We start from the raw sequence: 17,834 nt of genomic DNA on the forward strand, positions 1-17,834 counted from the left end.
GGGAAACAGACATGATTATCGGGGTTCCAAAGGAAATCAAAAACAATGAAAATCGAGTGTCATTAACACCTGGAGGCGTTTCACAGCTTATCGGAAACGGCCATCGGGTTCTTGTGGAATCCGGAGCAGGACTCGGAAGCGGCTTTACAAATGAAGATTATGTATCCGCAGGCGCGGAAATTCTGGAGGACAGAAAGCAAGTTTGGGATGCAGAAATGGTCATGAAGGTAAAAGAACCGCTGGCTGAGGAGTATGCGTATTTCCGTCAAGGCCTGATCTTATTCACTTACCTTCATTTAGCCGCAGAGCCGGAATTAGCTAAAGCGCTTACAGAAAAAGGCGTGACAGCTATTGCGTACGAAACGGTAACGGACGGACGTTCACTTCCGCTGCTTACGCCGATGTCTGAAGTGGCCGGCAGAATGGCCGCTCAAATCGGAGCTCAGTTCCTTGAAAAACCAAAGGGCGGAAAAGGAATTTTATTAGCCGGCGTACCGGGTGTATCCCGCGGAAAAGTCACGATCATCGGAGGAGGCGGCGTCGGAACAAATGCCGCGAAAATGGCTGTCGGACTCGGTGCCGATGTGACGATGATCGACTTGAACGCAGACCGCCTGCGTCAGCTTGATGATATTTTCGGGCATCAGATTAAAACATTGATCTCAAACCCTGTAAATATTGCAGACTCCGTCGCGGAAGCGGATCTTCTGATCTGTGCCGTGCTCATCCCGGGAGCCAAAGCGCCGACCCTCGTTACGGAAGAAATGGTTAAACAAATGAAACCGGGTTCCGTCATTGTTGATGTTGCCATCGATCAGGGCGGCATTGTGGAAACCGTTGATCATATTACAACACACGATAATCCGACTTATGAAAAACACGGCGTCGTTCATTATGCTGTCGCCAATATGCCTGGCGCCGTACCGCGTACATCTACGCTCGCATTAACGAATGTGACCGTTCCTTACGCGCTTGAAATCGCCAATAAAGGCGCGGCAAAAGCCATTGCAGACAGCCCGGCGCTTAAAGCCGGCCTGAATACGGCTAACGGACACGTCACGTATGAAGCGGTAGCCAAAGACTTAGGCTATGACTATGTGCCTGCTGAAAAAGCGATGCGAGGTTCAGCTGCAAAAGCTTAATAGATATGAAGAGGACGGCCTGATCAGCAGGCTGTCCTTTTTTTCTTTCTCGTAAAAGGAAAAACGGCCTCCGATCTCGAATATCAATTCATATCCCGGAAGAAAAAGGAGGATTCATATGGCTGTTCAGCACTATGGTGTATTAAAAGGCACTGTGTTAGATATGAGAAGGGAAACAGATGATGATTCTCCGCATTTTCAAGTCGAGGTGCTAGGCGAGCCTGATACGCACTATCGCTGTGCGATCAATGTCATGTCAAGTTCAAAAGAATCAGAGGTTCTGTATGCGGCGCGCGATCATTTTGACGCAAGCGCGATCACCCTGCTGCCCAACATACCGTATGGATACACCCCAATTGATGAAACCAGCCGTGAGCTGGCGCTGGATTACGTCCGCGGCGGATTGTTTGATCCCCGGAACATGGTGCCGCTCCCGCATGAAGTCACCGGTCCGGATAATGACTTAAATGATTTTATTGAAACGTATATGCAAAAAGCAAAAACAGAAAAAGCCACCGTCTATATTTACGGCTCTAAATTCGGGCCGGAGCAGGACGCTGATAAGATTTTCGGGTTCAAACCGACAAACGGCATGCATAATATTCATATGAATCAGGGAAATCCAATTGATACACGCTGGAAGAAGGATAACGGAACGTGGCATGACGGCGGTATTTTAATCCAGTTTGCAGACCAGTGGGCCGCGGTCTTTTTGGCTTTTCTGTCTCAGTCATGGTGCACGAATGAAGAAGGCCACCCTTATAAATTTTGTGATCACACACAGCTTAACAGCTGATTTCCGCATAAAAAGCCTGCCGAATCAACGGCAGGCTTTTTTTTATTACATCTTAGCGGGTTCAGCCCGTTTCAGGCTTTCAGGCCTCATGTCACGCCAGTTTGTTTCAATATATTCGAGACAAACGGAACGGTTTTCATTTGTCAGGCGGGTTTCCCACCCGTCCGGCACATCCAGATAGGCCGGCCACAGCGAGTACTGGCCTTCAGCATTGACGAGCACATGATATAAGCCGTCTTCCCGTTCAAATGGATTTGTCATATCAGCTCATTCCTTTCTTTACCGGACTGTACGCCGTCCGTTTAATTTCTCCGCCAGAATCGCGCCGATTTCGGCAAGCGGGCCCGGCTGGCACATATCTTTATGGCGGCAGTCTAAGTCATACCGCTCGATTTTCCCCGTAATATACGGTTTCCAAGTATCCGGTTCAATGGGGTCAAACCACTCGGGAATAATCGCGGATCTGAAGAACAGAACATCTCCATGGAACGGCTTCGGCTTGTATGTTCCTAACAGACCGACAGAATTAACGTATGTGTCTTTCAAATTCATCATCACTGACTCATCCAGGCTGGCTAATGCGCTTCCCTCACGGCGGAGAATGGTCAGCGCGGTATCAAAATCAAGCGGCTGATCCCCGAGGCTGTCCGGGTCGTACCCTCCAAGGGCAAGCAGGGCAATGACGGCTTCCTCATCATCAGGCGCATTTTTTATCGGAAGAAAATGATTCGGGTACGCATCAAGCATCACCAAGAGGGAAACCTCTTCGCCCCGGCTCTGTAATTGTGTCGCCATGGCCTGAATGACATTTCCTCCGAGTGACCAGCCCAGCAGACGGTACGGCCCTTTCGGCTGCACGGTGCGGATTTTTTCAATATAATCCGCCGCCATGTCATCTAAGCTTTGCGGAAGCGCTTCTTTTTTCCCGATGCCTCTCGCCTGTAAGCCGTAAATCGGATAATCAGCTTCTAAAGAAGACATCAGCCCGGCATAACACCAGCTGAGACCCCCGGCCGGATGGACACAGAAGAGCGGTGTTTCTTCTCCCGCCGTTCTGAGCGGAAGCAGAACATCAAGCGCGCTTGTGCCCGTGCCCGTCTCAAGCCTTTCAGCAAGGCTTGCCACAGTAGGAGCTTCGAATAATGTTCCGATACTCAGCTCAGCCCCCGTCGCTTCCCGAATACGGCTCATTAAATGAACCGCAAGTAAAGAATGGCCGCCTAAATCAAAGAACCTGTCATCAATACCGACACGCGGGAGGTGAAGCACCTCTGCGAACAGTTCACACAGTATTTCTTCCTGCGGGGTTCTCGGCCCCCGGCCGGAGACCTCCATTTGGAAGTCAGGCGCAGGGAGCGCTTTTCGGTCAAGCTTGCCATTCGGGGTCAGCGGCAGTTCATCCATTTGGACAAAAGCCGACGGCACCATGTAATCCGGCAGGCTTTCTCCGGCAAACCGGCGCATGTCCCCCGTATCCAAGGTACTGAGATCAGAAAGGACAAGGTAAGCGGCGAGCCGTTTATCTCCCGGCAGATCTTCACGAACGACCACGGCAGCGTCCTCGACACCCGGATGTTTGACGAGAACCGCTTCGATTTCGCCCAGTTCAATTCGGAACCCGCGGATTTTAATCTGGTGGTCCGCCCTGCCCATATAATCAAGCGAACCGTCCGGCCGCAGACGGGCTAAGTCCCCCGTCCTGTACATCCTTGTTCCCGGCGGGCCGTACGGATCAGCCACAAAGCGTTCCGCGGTCAGGCTTTGACGCCCTAAGTAACCGCGGGCCACGCCACCTCCGGCAACATACATTTCGCCCGTTATGCCCGGAGGCACAGGCTCCAGCCGATCATCAAGCACATATACGTTCAGGTCAGGAATACCGCAGCCGATGAGGCTGTTTGCCTTCAGTTCGGCAATGTTTTTATCTAATTCAAGATAACTGACGTGCACCGTCGTTTCCGTAATGCCGTACATATTCACGAGCACGGGTTTATTATCCGGGTGGCGTCTGTACCAGTCCTCAAGCCGGCTCAGCTCAAGCGCCTCGCCGCCGAAGATGATATATCTGAGTGCGAGCTGACGCCCCAGCTCTTTGTTTTCTTTTTCCGCATGCATCAGCTGGTAAAATGCTGACGGCGTTTGATTAAGCACGGTCACTCGCTCTTTTACGAGGAGATGCAGAAACGCTTCCGGAGATCTGCTGGTGTCATGCGGCACGACGACGAGACGTCCGCCGTGAAGCAACGGCCCCCAAATTTCCCAGACAGAAAAATCGAACGCGTAAGAGTGAAACATCGTCCATACATCATCAGAATCGAAGTGATACCAGTGCTGCGTCGACTCAAACAGCCGGATGACATTGCTGTGCGGAATGATGACGCCTTTCGGCACACCGGTCGATCCCGACGTGTAAATGACGTATGCCGGGTGAAGCGGCGACAGCGGACAAAGCCGGTCGGCATCCGCAGGGTTCGTGACGGCATATTGCTCAAGTATTTTTTTATTCTGCGGGTCATCTAAGATGAAGGCGGGCATACCGCTTCCGACAGAGAGCTTACTTGAGCCTTCACGGTTGGTGAGCATATATACGGGCTTGGCATCATGTAACATAAAAGCGATGCGGTCCGCCGGATAATCAGGATCAAGCGGCAAATACGCGGCTCCCGTCTTCAGGACGGCTAACAGCCCGACAATCATATCTAAAGAGCGAGGCAGAGCCAGCGCGACAAACTGCTCCGGGCCGACGCCGCGGGCAATCATCATATGCGCAAGCTGATTAGCCCTTTGATTCAGCTCTTTGTAAGTGAGTCGGCGCTCTTCAAATACTGCTGCCGTTTCATCAGGTTTTTCAGCGGCCTGTATTTCAAACAGTTCAGGCAGTGTCTGCTGAGGCTGAATGTGCTGTGCAGTCCGTTTAACCGGCAACAGCTTTCGGCGCTCTTCATCGGAAAGAATGGTTAAGCTTCCGATCGGCTTATCCGGGTCCGCCGCAGCATCTTCGAGCAGAAGAAGCAGACGTCCCGCAAGTGCCTCAGCCGTTTCTTTTTTAAATAAGTCCGTGCTGAATTCCAGCAGGCCTTCAATACCGGCAGGCGTGCCGTCGTCATGGCGCCGTTCAGCCAATTCAAGTGTCAAATCAAACTTGGACGCTCCGACGCTGCTGATTTGCAGGCTTGTTTCCATTTCCGGAAGGCTGAGCACAGGATCAGGCGTATTTTGGAATGCGAGCATCACTTGGAACAGCGGATGTCTTGAGCGGGAACGAACCGGATTCAATTCTTCCACGAGACGTTCAAACGGCACGTCCTGATTTTCATATGCCGCGAGATTCATCTCCCGCACCCTCTCAAGAAGCTCACTAAAGCTTGGATCGCCTGAGGTATCGGTTCTCAGTACCAGTGTATTGATGAACATGCCCACAAGATCGCCCAATGCGTCATCACTGCGGCCGGCTATCGGACTGCCGATCGGAATATCGGTTCCTGCCCCGAGCCGGGTCAGCAGCGCCGAAAGCCCTGATTGAAGCACCATAAACAGACTGACGCGCTGATTTCTGGCTAGCGAGAGGAGACGGCTGTGAAGCTCCTGACCGATTTTGACCGGAATGACGCCGCCTCTGTAGCTTGATTCGGCGGGACGCGGAAAATCAGACGGCAGCTCCAGCTGATCCGGCACATGTTCAAGCGTTTTCTTCCAAAAATCAAGCTGCCGTGCTATTAAGCTCTCAGAATCAGACACACTGCCTAAAAGCTGCTGCTGCCAGAGCGCATAATCCGCGTATTGAATCGGCAGGGGTGTCCATTCTGCTTTTTCGCCTGTTTGACGGGCGGTATAGGCTGCGGATAAGTCACGCATGAGCGGATTCAAGGACCAGCCGTCACCTGCGATGTGATGCAGGAGAACCATCAGCGTATACTCACCGTCACCAAGATCAAACAGCTCAGCCCGGACGGCCGGCTCTTTTGCCAAATCAAACCGGTAGCGTGCTGCAGCGGCAATCATGTCTTGAAGCTCACTTTTGTCTGCATGTGTCACTGTAAACGCAGGCCGGGCTTCTTCAGCGGGTAAAATGAGCTGATGAGATGATCCCTTATTTTCCGGAAAAACGGTGCGCAGGCTTTCATGACGGCTGACAACATCGTAAAAAGCGTGTTTCAGCGCTGACTGGTTAAGGTTTCCTGACATGCGGACAATCACCGGAATGTTGTAAGTCGGGCTCGGACCTTCAAGGCAGTAAAGGAACCACAAACGCAGCTGCGCAAATGACAGCGGGATGTGCTCCGGCCGGTCAAAAGGCTTGAGCTTAGGGCGCGCACTCTTTGCGGTGTCAAGCTGCGCGGCGAGCCCGGTAACGGTCGGTGTATCAAACAGGCGGCCAATGCCGAGCTCTGCGCCCATCGTCTCCCGAATCCGGCTCATCAGGCGTCCGGCTAAGAGTGAATGTCCGCCCAGTTCAAAGAATCCGTCATCAATTCCGACCCGAGCGAGGCCGAGAACCTCGGCAAACAGATCGCATAATATTTCTTCCTGCGGCGTCCGCGGCCCTCTGTCAGACAGAACGGCGGAAAAATCCGGCGCAGGCAGAGCGCTGCGATCGAGCTTCTTATTCGGTGTCAGCGGCAATTCTTCCAGCTGTACAAACGCGCCCGGCACCATATAATCCGGCAGGCTTTCGCCCATAAATGCACGGAGCCCGCCGATATCAAGGGGATGATCCGCGACAGCATAAGCCGCCAGCCGCTTGTCTCCCGGCTGATCTTCACGGACAATGACAGCGGCCTGCAAAATACCCGGATAGTTCGACAGCACCGTCTCAATTTCTCCTAATTCTATCCGGAAGCCGCGAATTTTAATTTGATGATCGGCTCTGCTGATATAATCAAGAGAGCCGTCCTTACGCCAGCGCACAAGATCTCCCGTCCTGTACATCCTCGCACCTGCTGACCCGTACGGATCGGCAATGAACCTCTCGGCTGTTAAATCAGGCCGGTTATAATATCCTCTGGCAAGTCCTTCGCCCGCGATATAAAGCTCGCCCGCAACCCCCGGCGGGACGAGCTGCAATGCGGCGTCCAGCACGTATACCCGCGTGTTCCAAATCGGCGTTCCAATCGGAGGCGCCCCTTTATGGCCTTTTGCAAGCGGCTGTGCTGCCGACCAGATTGTTGTTTCAGTCGGCCCGTACAGATTCGTCACCGTACAGTCCAATTCAAGCAGAGCATGCATAAGCGCATTCGGAAGCGCTTCACCTCCGACAAGCACCTGCAGCGCCCGGAGTGAATCCGGTTCATTTGTGACCAATGAATGCCACAGTGTCGGCGTTGCCTGCATGATTGAAATACCGTATGAGTGAATCATGTGTGCAAGCGCCTGCGGTTCCTGAATCGTCTCTTTACGGGCAATGACGCAGCCCGCCCCGCTGATAAGCGGAAGGAAGAGCTCAAGTCCGGAAATATCAAACGCAGCAGTCGTAACGGCAAGCAGGCGGTCTTGTGCGCCGAGCGGGAACATTTCCCACATGGATAGGAGGAAATTGCTTACGCTTTTTAATGTGACGACAACGCCTTTCGGTCTGCCCGTTGAGCCTGAGGTATAAATGATATAAGCAGGGTGCATAGGTGAATATTCCATGTGAGCAGGACAGTCAGCATTTTGACCGGCAACGGTTTTTACCGTATCCGGGTGATCAAGAATAATCGTTTGTGCATCGCTTTCCTCCGGCATACGGCCCGATAATTCCATCGTTGTAATCAGACAGGCGGGCTGTGCATCTTTGAGCATGTATGTGATCCGCTCAGAAGGAAAATCAGGATCAAGCGGCAGGTACGCGGCTCCTGTTTTCAAAACGGCCAGCATGCTCACAACCAGTTCCTGTGACCGAGGAAGCAATAAGGCGGCAAATTGTTCCGGCCCGAGCCCTTTTTTCTTTAACATGCGGGCAAGCTGGTTCGCGCGCCTGTTCAATTCGGCATAGCTGAGCTCTCCGTTTTCCGTGATGATTGCCGGGCTGTCAGGTGTTTTTGCAGCCTGATCATGAAACAGCTCCGGGAGACTTTTCTGCTTTTCGGCCTTGCGCGTGTCATTCCAGCTTTCCAGCACGCGGAGACGTTCGTTTTCAAGCAGAAGATTGAGTCTGCCGATTTTTTGCGTCTGGTCTTTCAGAGCCGACTCCAGCAGCAGCAAGAAGCGTTTTTGATGGTTTTCGATATCTTTGGCACTGTAGACTTCCGGATTCGCATCAAAGTCCACACGCAATCCGCGGCCGTCCGCTCTGTCGTAAACGTTAATTGACAAATCATCAACGGGCCCCGCTGATAAGTTATGGACGGTGCCCGGCACTCCGGCGAAATCAAGCGCATAATCAAACGGCATCACATTGACTTGCGGGCCGAACAGCCTGCGGTTTTCTCCTAACAATTTAAGGTCACGGCGCAGGTCTTCATGGCGGTATTTCTGATGGCGCCGGATGCTTCGGATTTCTTTTGCCACTTGGCTGACGGTCTCGTGAACATTCATATCCGGGCGGAGAGAAAGCCGTAAAGGCAGAAGATTCATCGTCATACTCGGAATATTCAGTGAAATCGAACCAATTCGTCCCATCATCGGTAAACCGAGCACGATATCCCCGGCGTTTGTCATCCGGTGGACGTATATCGCCACTGCGGCCGTTACGGCCTCGTGCCAGTTTGGAATCGCTTTTACATGCTGTAAAACCGTTTCAGAAAGATAAGCCGTGCTCCTCCGAAAACTTGTTGACGTTCTCGGCGCTCTTTCTGCCAAGCTGACGACATCAGGTTCATCCGCAAATTTCTCCATCCAAAATTCCCGATCTTTCAGAAATTGATCAGACGCTCGGTACTCTTGATCTTCTTTTACCAGCTCCTCCAAAGAACCGAAGGAGCGCCCGTTATCCGGACGTCCCTCCCGTATCGCGGTGTATAATTGCGCCGTACGCCGTGCCAGCAGTGAAAAACCGTAGCCGTCTATCGCAATGTGGTGAATGCGCTGATACCAGAAAAAGCGTTCCGGCCCGGCTTCGAATAAAATGTCGCGGAACAAAGGCCCAGCCGCCATATCAACGGGCTCAGCCAAATCCGACTGCATGATTCTGAGAGCGGCCTGCATCGGATCAGGTTCTGCGCTCACATCCATGACATCGATTGCCACCTCACAAGAAGGATTGATGATCTGTCTCGGCCCGTCAGTTCCTTCTGTGAAGCGGGCGTGTAATGACGCGGCTTCCGTCAGCACGCGCTCAACAGCCGTTTTAAATATGTTCACATCAATTGTGCCGTTAATCTCAACGTACTCGCCTGTATTGTAAATCGGATTATCAGGATCAAGCTGCTGCGCAAACCAGATACCGGCCTGTGCGCCTGTCAGAGGCAGCTGTTGTGTTTCATGCATTCTATTCTCTCCCTTATAAATAATCTGCGTTCGGCAAGACTTTTTGAGATCGGGAAGAAAGCAGTCTCCACCACTCTTCCAGCGTCGGATTCTCCGCCAGTTCCACAAACGTCACTTCAGCTCCGTCACGGCGCCATTGTTCGACAAGGCTCATGATTCTGACAGAGTCAAGGCCTCTATCCAGCAGGTCTTCCTGATCCAGAATATCAGACGGTGATTCTTGAAGAATCGCCGCAATTTGCTCCCTCATCCGTTCTTTTGTCAATGCGGCTGAAGTCTTCTCTTCTCCGTCAGCAGAGCCTGCCAAGAGCTCCAGCACTTCGTTTGTCAAAGCCGTGTAAGCACAGCGCTGGGACGCATATTCGATGGCCATCTTATGTTTTTCTGAAGAAAAATCAGCAACGGCGTCTCCGATAAAGAAGCTTTGGATATCATCCATAAATGCTTCACAGGCTGTGACGAGGCAGCCGATGTGTGCATAAATTCCCGTAATCATGAGCTGGTCCCTGCCGCTTTCACGCATGATGTCAAGGAGATTCGTCCGTTTAAACGCGCTGTATCTCCACTTTGTGAGGACAATGTCCTGATCATCAGGGGCAAGTTCCGGAATGATCTTTTCCTCATAAGGCCCGCTTTTGAGTCCCGGCCCCCAAAAATCCGTCAGCAGCGCACGGTCCGCCAGGTCTTGGCTGCCAGGCTGCGCGGTGTACACCACCGGAATTCCGAGCGCTTTGCATTGCTCTTTTATTTTTTTGATATTCTGAGCCGCCTCCGTGATCGGAGCCTCCCCTTTCGTAAACGCATCGACGAAATAATTCTGCATGTCATGGATTAAAAGCACCGCGCGGTTCGGGTTCAGAGTCCACGATACTTTATTTTCAGGCATATCTGACGCTGTCGGCAGCGCATATGCGGGAATAGCCGGTATAGCCAATGTAAACACTTCCTTTTTTAAGATTGTTTGATTTCAGCAGGCTTCAATTTTTGGGCGATCGTTTCGCGAAGGTCCTTTTTGCTGACCTTGCCGACGCCGGTTTTCGGGAAAGAAGCGGTAAATTCAATCCGGTCGGGAATTTTATAGGCCGCCAGTCCGCGCTCACGCAAAAATGCTTTCAGCTCTCCCGGTTTCGGCGCTTCTCCTTTCGGAATGACGAACACACAGGACCGCTCTCCGAGAAAATCATCCGGCATTGATACCATGGCCGCATCATGAACGGCAGGGTGGGCAAGAAGGTGATTTTCCACCTCTTCAGCAGCAATCTTTTCGCCTCCCCGATTGATTTGATCTTTCGCCCGTCCTTCGACGACAATATAACCGTCTTCCGTCAGTTTGACGATATCGCCGGTCTGATAAAAGCCGTCGGCTGTGAAAGATCTCGCATTATGCTCAGGCGCTTTATAATATCCGTGAATCGTGTAAGGACCGCGTGTAAACAAATGTCCGGTTTCGCCGGGAGCCACATTCCGCCCGTCATCGTCTAAAACCCTCACTTCATCAAATGGTGACATCGGTCTGCCTTGCGTATTGATAATAATCTCCTCAGGATCATCCAGTCTCGTATAATTCACTAATCCTTCCGCCATTCCGAAAACCTGCTGAAGGGTGCATCCGAAAGCGCTCTTCACGCGGCGGGCCGCTTCAGCGCTGAATTTGGCGCCTCCCACCTGCAGCACTTGAAGGCTTGATAAATCATCACTTCGCGATCCGGATGCTTCCATCCACACCATGGCAAGCGGCGGGACGAGCGCCGTAATCGTGACACGTTCTTTTTCAATTAACGGGAAGCAGTCATCCGGACTCGGCGTCGGTGACAGAACAACCCGGCCCCCGGCATATAAAGTTCCCAGCACACCGGGTGAGCTGAGCGGATAATTATGCGCTGTCGGCAAAGCGGCTAAATAAACGCTGTGATGATCCAAGCCGCATATTTCCGCGCTGAGGCGCAAGCTGTATATGTAATCATCATGTGTCCTCGGAATCAGCTTGGACAGCCCCGTACTGCCTCCTGAAAGCTGTAAAAAAGCGACTTCCGCCGGGCTTACGTCTTCCAGCTGAACAGGCTCTCTGTGCAGGCTGCTCAGTTCCAGAAACTCTTCAGCCTCGCCGGCCACAATGACATGCGCCAAAGCCGGAAGTTTATCTTTCACCTGTCTGGCAAGCTCTCTGTAATCAAAGCCTGAATGCGTATCAGGAATGATGTATGCTTTCGCCTCTGCAAACTCGCAGAAATACGTAATCTCACTGCTTCTATGAGAAGGCAGTGCGAAGACGGGGAGCGCTCCGAGCCGGAACAGCGCGAAAATCACTTCAAAAAACTCAGCGATATTCGGCAGCTGAACAACAACGCGGTCTTCCTTTTGAATCCCGAGCTTGTGCAGTCCCGCCGCTAAACGATCGGCCCTTTCATCTAATTCTTTATAGGTCCAATGTACATCTTTATACGTCACGGCAGTTTGATTTCCATATAAAGCCGCGCGCTCCTTCAGAATTCCTCCGAAAGTTTCACCCTTCCAGCAGCCTTCTTTGCGGTATTTGTCAGCCCATTCTTCCGGCCATGGCGTAAATCCTGTCAGCACGATCCGTATCCTCCTTTTTCACATCTCATCTTGATATAGCCCCATCGCCCGGAGCATTGTGCGGAATTTTGCCGAAGTCTCGTCCAATTCATCCTGCGGCTTTGATCCGGTGACAATCCCGGCACCCGCAAAGAGCCTGAGAGACCTTGTTTCCGCCTCGGCGCAGCGGAGTGCAATAATCCACTCTCCATCACCTTCAGCATCACACCAGCCTGCCATTCCCGTGTAGAAATTGCGGTCAAACGGCTCAATATCCTGAATCGCTTCTCTCGCCGCATCCGTCGGCGTTCCGCATACAGCGGGAGTCGGATGAAGAGCGATGGCCAATTCAAGCGATGTCGTTGACGGATCAGCAAGTTCTCCCTTGACTTCGGTTGACAGGTGCCACATCGCCTCGGTTTTAATGAGTGACGGTTTTTCCGGCACATCAAGCACGCGGCAGAACGGTTTAAGAGCAGCGGCAACGGCGGCAACGACTACGGCATGTTCATGCAGGTCTTTGGGTGATTGCAGCAGTTCCTCCGCTCTTCTCTGATCCTCGGCGGGATCTGTGCTGCGCGGTCTGGAACCAGCCAGCGGATTGGACAAAATTGATGTCCCGCTTTTCGACAGCAGCAGTTCAGGACTTGCTCCGAAAAGCGTTTTTCTTGTTTCTGACGTTCCCGTCACATCCGCAGCGAATGTATAGCCGCGCGGGTTGTGCTGCGCCAAATGCTTGACGGCTTGGGGAATGTCTATATCCTTTTCAGCGGTCAGATGAAGCGTCCTTGACAGCACAATCTTGCTGAGCGGTCCGTCCGTAATGCTTAAAACGCCTTTTTCCACACCGCTCATGAAGCCCTCAGGCTCCGGAACAGGCCGGATGTCATATGTATTGGATTGCGGTTTTTCTGCGGAAGCTTCTGTAAACGAAAGCGGGCCTGCCGTATGGACATCCTTCGGTACAAAAAGCCGGGAAGCTTTTCTTCCGTCAAACGGAATGGCGCCAGCCGCAATCGGATGTTTGATGCCGGCCTGCTTTGCCTCAAGAAGCGTCTGCCGCACACGTTCAGGCAGCGATTCCAGCTGTTTCTCCTCACCCGCATCAGGCACTTTTGAAAAAATTCCTTCCGCAAGCATCGTACTTTTCGGGGAAGCTAAAAAGAACGCCCCGGGCTTGTAAGCGTCAAGCACCTCTTTTGCAGATACTTCCGTCAATAAATATTGATTTGTCATGTTTGTCCCTCCTTCTCGTAAATCACACGCCTAAAGTAGCGCCGCCATCAACGCATAAGTCATGCATCGTGATATGGTTTGCCTGTTCAGAGGCCAGAAACAAAACAGCATTTGCAATATCAGAAGGCTTTGCCAGCTTTTGAAGCGGAATTCCCGTTTTATATGTATCAAGCGAACCTCTGATGACGTCCCGTGCTCCGTTTTCATCCTGCCACATCGCCCGCTGCATCTCGGTTTCCGTTGAACCGGGAGATACGATGTTGCAGCGGATATGATAGGCCGAAAGCTCCAGTCCAAGGCATTTCGTAAACATGACGGCAGCCGCTTTTGACGCCGCATAAGCCGCCATGGAAGCGCGCGGAACGCCGGCCGCGTTTGAACCGACCGTAACGATGGCGCCCTTTTTCCGCTCCATCATGTACCGGCTGACGGCGCGTGATACATGAAACACGCCGGTCGTATTAACTGAAAATGTTTGAGCCCAATCTTCATCACTGAGGGAATGCACCGGACCCGGCCGCAGTACGCCCGCAACGTTCGCCAATATTTCAATAGGGCCCATGTCGTGTTCAACGGCGGCGATGATATCATTGACAGCCGCACTGTCTGATACATCTGCGGCAAAAGCCTGCGCTTGGACGCCTTTTTGCCGGAGCCTGTCAGTAAGACCGAGAAGCAGGCCTTCATTCGTATCTATAGCTGCCACATTTACTCCTTGTTCAGCAAGGGCAAGCGCTGTTGCTTCTCCGATGCCTTGAGCGGCGCCGGTGACAACCGCCGTTTTCCCTTTCATTCCCAATGCGGTCATATTATCATTCCCTTTCTCTATTGATAATGATTATCATTATCAATTATGGTTCAAGACAATCATATCCAAATCAAAACACTCAGTCAATTAGAAAATTAGAATCAGCCTCATTTAGTTCGAAGGGCCTGTTTTCTCAAGAAGGGGAATACGGGGTATGCGGCCCTCCCGGATTCAGGCAGAAACGCAGGGCTCTGCTGATTAAAACCGGCAGAACAGAGATATGGCCTTCTCCTTCAAACTCGCAGTATTCAGCGCGGACTCCGTCACCTTCAAACGCAGATAATACAGAGTACAGCGCCTCTGCGTGCTGCGGAATCCTGCTTTTATGCGTCTTTTCAATTTCTCCCGCTGCCAGCAGTACGCTGACTTGAAGATTTCCCTCAGAGATCCGGTCTGACAAACGCTCCGCTTCTTCCTGAATAAAGCGCTTGTTCCAATGGATTGACGGACTCCCGGCAACATAGGTCCGGAACATGTCCGGCCTCGTCAAAAGCACTTGCAGCACAAAAAGACCGCCCAGCGAATGGCCGAAAATCGTCTGCCTGTCTCTGTCGATCGGATAATCCCGCTCCACCGCGGGCTTTACTTCTTTTTCTATAAATGCCAGAAACGCTTCCGCTCCTCCCTGCTCGGGCCACGCCGCCCCGCGCGGATGCACCGGCAGTTCTGATTCAGAGAGCGGCATCGTAAAATCACTGTGGCGTTCGGCGGAAAACGGCTGATCAGTCGGATAGCCGATTCCCACAATCACCGCCGGGACAACGCCTGTTTTTTCAGGCCGGCGGCTTTGCACCCGTAAAGCTTCAGCCATTGTTCCGAACACGGAATTCGCATCGAGCAGGTATATGACGGGAAAACCGGATGCAGGCGGTTCTTCCTGAGGAAAAGAGACAAAGAGACGATACGTACGGCCTCCTTTTGAACGCACTTCTCTTACTTCTGTGCCCGGCATCGCATATCGACCGGCCGGCGCGGAACCCCGCTTTGTTTGATTTCCGTCCATTATGAGTTCATCCCCTCTGTGACAATTGCTTTATCTATTCTCATTGATAATGATTTTCAATATCAAAAGACACCTCAAATAATAGGTTTTTTGCCAAACAAAGTCAATGGATTTTTGATATAAAAAAAGCACCTTATTCTAATAAGGTACCTAAGAACTATATGTTGATATGTGCTTAATCCCATGTAAAGCGCTGATTCTTCCATGGGTCTCCCCTCATATGATAGCCGTTTTTCTCCCAAAAGCCGGGGTGGTTTTCCTTTGTGAACTGAATGCCGCGCAGCCATTTAGCGCTTTTCCAAAAATAAAGATGAGGAAAAACGCCTCTGAGCGGATAGCCGTGCTCCGGCGTTAACGGCTCTCCATTATGCGCATATGCCAGCAGGGATGTCTCCCGCGTAAAATCGGAAAGCGGCAGATTGGCCGTCCAGCCCTCTTCAGCGTGCAAAATGACGAAACCCGCTTCTTCATGCACGCCCGCTTTCTCGGCGATATCTTTCGCGCGTATTCCCTGCCAGACGTTATCAAGTCGGGACCAGCCCGTAACGCAATGAATGTCATTTTTCAATTCGGCTTTCGGAAAGGCTTTGATATCTTCAAAGCTTAACAGCATAGGACGGTCCACAAGCCCGTACACCTGCAGATTCCATTTTGACATATCTTCATAATAAGGAACATTTCCGGCGTGAAGCACGGGAAACTTCGTTGTGACATTTTGATTTGGCGGAATCCGATCCGACTGCCTTGTTTGTTTCGTTTTTCCGAAAAACATATGGCTCCCTCCATTTAGTAAACCTATATAAAATTCGTGTTGACAATTAATTTTCCTTCGATTAAGCTAATCTGGTACAAGTGTAAGGGGGAAAATCAAATGAAACAACGCAATCTTCGCGCGGGCGATATGGCGCTTATCGGCATGTTTGCCGCACTGATGGCCGTCGGCGCCAACATTACATCAATGGCTCCCTTTTTGCAAGTTGCGGGAATTCCGTTATCACTGCAGCCTTTCTTTTGTCTGTTAGCTGCGATGCTTCTCGGCGCAAGACGGGCGGCCATTGCGATGACGGTATACGCATTGGCCGGACTCGCGGGGGCTCCTATTTTCGCTCAATTCTCAGCAGGCTTTGCGCCGTTTATCGGAAAAAGCGGCGGATTTATTCTCGCCTACATCCCGGCGGCATTTGCAGCCGGATGGCTGCTGGAAAAAACAAAAGAACCCGGCCGCCTGCATTATGCATGGGCCTCTTTGATCGGCACCGCCGTCATCTATATCATTGGCACGACCTATACGTATATTGCGCTGAAATTATGGCTTCATGCTCCGATCAGCTACGGAATGGCCTGGTTTTATATGATTTGGTTTTTCATAAAAGATATCATTTTAGCACTGTTATTGGCATCTATCGCGCCTGCCGTTTACAGGTCCGTTCATAAAGCGACGGGGTTCAATCGAAATCCTGCGTAAGTATTTTTAGAACATACAAAAAAGGCTCCCCTTTCCGGGAGCCTTTTTTTACAGGACAAGTGCGGCAATCCAGCCGAATATCACAAGCGGAATGTTATAGAAAATAAATGTCGGTACGCACGTATCCCATATGTGGTGGTGCTGGCCGTCGGCACTGAGGCCTGACGTCGGTCCGAGCGTACTGTCACTTGCAGGAGAACCTGCATCACCGACCGCAGCGGCCGCTCCGATTACGGCGATCGTCGCCATTGGGCTGAAACCGAGCTGAGCGCACAGCGGAACAAATATCGTCGTAATGACGGGTACGGTTGCAAATGACGATCCGATTCCCATCGTGATTAACAAACCGACGACGAGCATCAGGAGTGCGCCCAATGATTGGCTGTTGCCGATCAATCCTGTTGATGCTTTGACCAAGGAAGCCACATCACCCGTTTTGTTCAATACATTTGAAAAACCGGCCGCAACGAGCATGACAAACCCGATAAAGGCCATCAGAATCATGCCGTCCGTAATCAGCTTATCCGCTTCATTGCGCTTCATGACTCCGCTGATAAACAGCGTAAACAAGCCGGCAAGCGCGCCCATGATCATGCCTTCCACTCCGAGCACCTGAGACAGATAGAGCTGAACGGCAAGCGATACGCCAATGGAGATCAGGGCGATGGCGATGCTTTTTTTCGTATAAGGAGAAGACGATAATCCCGCAATTTCCTTCGTCTCATATTTCTTCGGTTTCCGAAAGACGATGACAGCTAAAATTAAACCGACTGCCATCCCCGCCGTCGGAATGATTAAAGCATACGGGATATCACTGAGCGGCACCTTTAAACCTGCTGACGCCATATTATCTCTCAGCATCCCCTGGAAAATCTGTCCGAACCCGACAGGCAGAACAATATACGGCGCAGTCAGTCCGAATGTCATCACACACGCAATCAGCCTGCGGTCCATTTCCAATTCATTAAATATTTTTAAAAGCGGCGGAATCAGTACCGGAATAAACGCAATGTGAACGGGCACCACGTTTTGCGAGAAACAAGATATGATTAAAATAATGAGTACGATTAACACTTTAGACAGTGCTTTTTTCCGCGAATCTTCCTTTTTTCCGATTAATTTGACAGACGCTTCGACCATCGCATCGGGAAGCCCCGTCTTTGTCAGCGCCGCAGCAAATGCTCCGAGCAGCGCGTAGCTGACCGCGACGGTGGCATTTCCGCCGAGACCGTCCGTAAATGCCTTCACCGTCTCACCGAGGCCTAAGCCTCCGGTCAGTCCGCCGGCAAGCGCTCCGATCATTAAAGCTATAATTATATTGACACGCAGCAGGCTTAAAACGAGCATAAGCAGTACTGCGACAACAACAGCGTTCATGTGATATGTCCCTCCAAAAATCCTTTAGTTTGCTAATGTAGTAG

Annotated in this window: 12 protein-coding genes; 3 read left to right on the top strand and 9 right to left on the bottom strand. The window is 51.6% G+C overall.

Features of this window, described 5'->3' with window-relative positions:
* Positions 1–11 precede the first annotated feature (11 nt).
* Positions 12–1,142, top strand: a complete 1,131-nt coding sequence (gene ald, locus BAMF_RS35755; RefSeq protein WP_013353416.1) for an alanine dehydrogenase — start codon at positions 12–14, stop codon at positions 1,140–1,142.
* Between the two features lie 118 nt (positions 1,143–1,260).
* Positions 1,261–1,938, top strand: coding sequence for a YukJ family protein (locus tag BAMF_RS35760; RefSeq protein ID WP_013353417.1), 678 nt, complete (start codon positions 1,261–1,263; stop codon positions 1,936–1,938).
* A gap of 45 nt (positions 1,939–1,983) precedes the next feature.
* On the opposite strand, the gene BAMF_RS35765 is transcribed toward BAMF_RS35760, so the two are convergent.
* The 8 genes from BAMF_RS35765 to BAMF_RS35800 form a co-directional block, all read right to left on the bottom strand.
* Positions 1,984–2,199, bottom strand: a complete 216-nt coding sequence (locus tag BAMF_RS35765; protein WP_013353418.1) for an MbtH family protein — start codon at positions 2,197–2,199, stop codon at positions 1,984–1,986.
* Between the two features lie 18 nt (positions 2,200–2,217).
* Positions 2,218–9,345 carry an amino acid adenylation domain-containing protein gene (locus tag BAMF_RS35770; RefSeq protein WP_013353419.1) on the bottom strand — a complete coding sequence of 2,376 codons (7,128 nt, stop codon included), beginning with the start codon at positions 9,343–9,345 and terminating at the stop codon, positions 2,218–2,220.
* Between the two features lie 13 nt (positions 9,346–9,358).
* The gene (locus tag BAMF_RS35775) at positions 9,359–10,279 is read right to left on the bottom strand and encodes an isochorismatase (RefSeq protein ID WP_013353420.1); all 921 of its coding nucleotides are present in this window, start codon (positions 10,277–10,279) and stop codon (positions 9,359–9,361) included.
* 17 nt (positions 10,280–10,296) lie between these two features.
* The gene (locus tag BAMF_RS35780; protein ID WP_013353421.1) at positions 10,297–11,922 is read right to left on the bottom strand and encodes a (2,3-dihydroxybenzoyl)adenylate synthase; all 1,626 of its coding nucleotides are present in this window, start codon (positions 11,920–11,922) and stop codon (positions 10,297–10,299) included.
* An 18-nt stretch (positions 11,923–11,940) separates the two neighbouring features.
* Positions 11,941–13,137, bottom strand: a complete 1,197-nt coding sequence (gene dhbC, locus BAMF_RS35785) for an isochorismate synthase DhbC (RefSeq protein ID WP_013353422.1) — start codon at positions 13,135–13,137, stop codon at positions 11,941–11,943.
* A 22-nt stretch (positions 13,138–13,159) separates the two neighbouring features.
* Entirely contained in the window at positions 13,160–13,945 is a 786-nt protein-coding gene (locus tag BAMF_RS35790) for a 2,3-dihydro-2,3-dihydroxybenzoate dehydrogenase (protein ID WP_013353423.1), read from the bottom strand.
* A gap of 133 nt (positions 13,946–14,078) precedes the next feature.
* Complete coding sequence (locus BAMF_RS35795) at positions 14,079–14,948, bottom strand: alpha/beta hydrolase (RefSeq protein WP_013353424.1); 870 nt, start codon at positions 14,946–14,948, stop codon at positions 14,079–14,081.
* A 175-nt stretch (positions 14,949–15,123) separates the two neighbouring features.
* Entirely contained in the window at positions 15,124–15,720 is a 597-nt protein-coding gene (locus BAMF_RS35800) for a sulfite oxidase-like oxidoreductase (protein WP_013353425.1), read from the bottom strand.
* Between the two features lie 99 nt (positions 15,721–15,819).
* Between BAMF_RS35800 and BAMF_RS35805 the strand changes: the two genes are divergently transcribed.
* Positions 15,820–16,413 (top strand): biotin transporter BioY, encoded by a 594-nt coding sequence (locus BAMF_RS35805; protein ID WP_013353426.1) that lies wholly within the window; start codon positions 15,820–15,822, stop codon positions 16,411–16,413.
* A 48-nt stretch (positions 16,414–16,461) separates the two neighbouring features.
* Here BAMF_RS35805 and BAMF_RS35810 read toward each other — a convergent pair whose 3' ends face one another.
* The gene (locus BAMF_RS35810; protein WP_013353427.1) at positions 16,462–17,790 is read right to left on the bottom strand and encodes a Na+/H+ antiporter NhaC family protein; all 1,329 of its coding nucleotides are present in this window, start codon (positions 17,788–17,790) and stop codon (positions 16,462–16,464) included.
* Between the last annotated feature and the right edge of the window lie 44 nt (positions 17,791–17,834).

It is taken from the genome of Bacillus amyloliquefaciens DSM 7 = ATCC 23350 (genome assembly GCF_000196735.1).
GTDB lineage: Bacteria > Bacillota > Bacilli > Bacillales > Bacillaceae > Bacillus > Bacillus amyloliquefaciens.

Coding starts and splice junctions, on each gene's coding strand:
- BAMF_RS35770 (WP_013353419.1), bottom strand. CDS start 9,345: ATGCATGAAACACAACAGCTGCCTCTGACAGGCGCACAGGCCGGTATC.
- dhbC (WP_013353422.1), bottom strand. CDS start 13,137: ATGACAAATCAATATTTATTGACGGAAGTATCTGCAAAAGAGGTGCTT.
- ald (WP_013353416.1), top strand. CDS start 12: ATGATTATCGGGGTTCCAAAGGAAATCAAAAACAATGAAAATCGAGTG.
- BAMF_RS35765 (WP_013353418.1), bottom strand. CDS start 2,199: ATGACAAATCCATTTGAACGGGAAGACGGCTTATATCATGTGCTCGTC.
- BAMF_RS35795 (WP_013353424.1), bottom strand. CDS start 14,948: ATGGACGGAAATCAAACAAAGCGGGGTTCCGCGCCGGCCGGTCGATAT.
- BAMF_RS35760 (WP_013353417.1), top strand. CDS start 1,261: ATGGCTGTTCAGCACTATGGTGTATTAAAAGGCACTGTGTTAGATATG.
- BAMF_RS35805 (WP_013353426.1), top strand. CDS start 15,820: ATGAAACAACGCAATCTTCGCGCGGGCGATATGGCGCTTATCGGCATG.
- BAMF_RS35800 (WP_013353425.1), bottom strand. CDS start 15,720: ATGTTTTTCGGAAAAACGAAACAAACAAGGCAGTCGGATCGGATTCCG.
- BAMF_RS35810 (WP_013353427.1), bottom strand. CDS start 17,790: ATGAACGCTGTTGTTGTCGCAGTACTGCTTATGCTCGTTTTAAGCCTG.
- BAMF_RS35790 (WP_013353423.1), bottom strand. CDS start 13,945: ATGACCGCATTGGGAATGAAAGGGAAAACGGCGGTTGTCACCGGCGCC.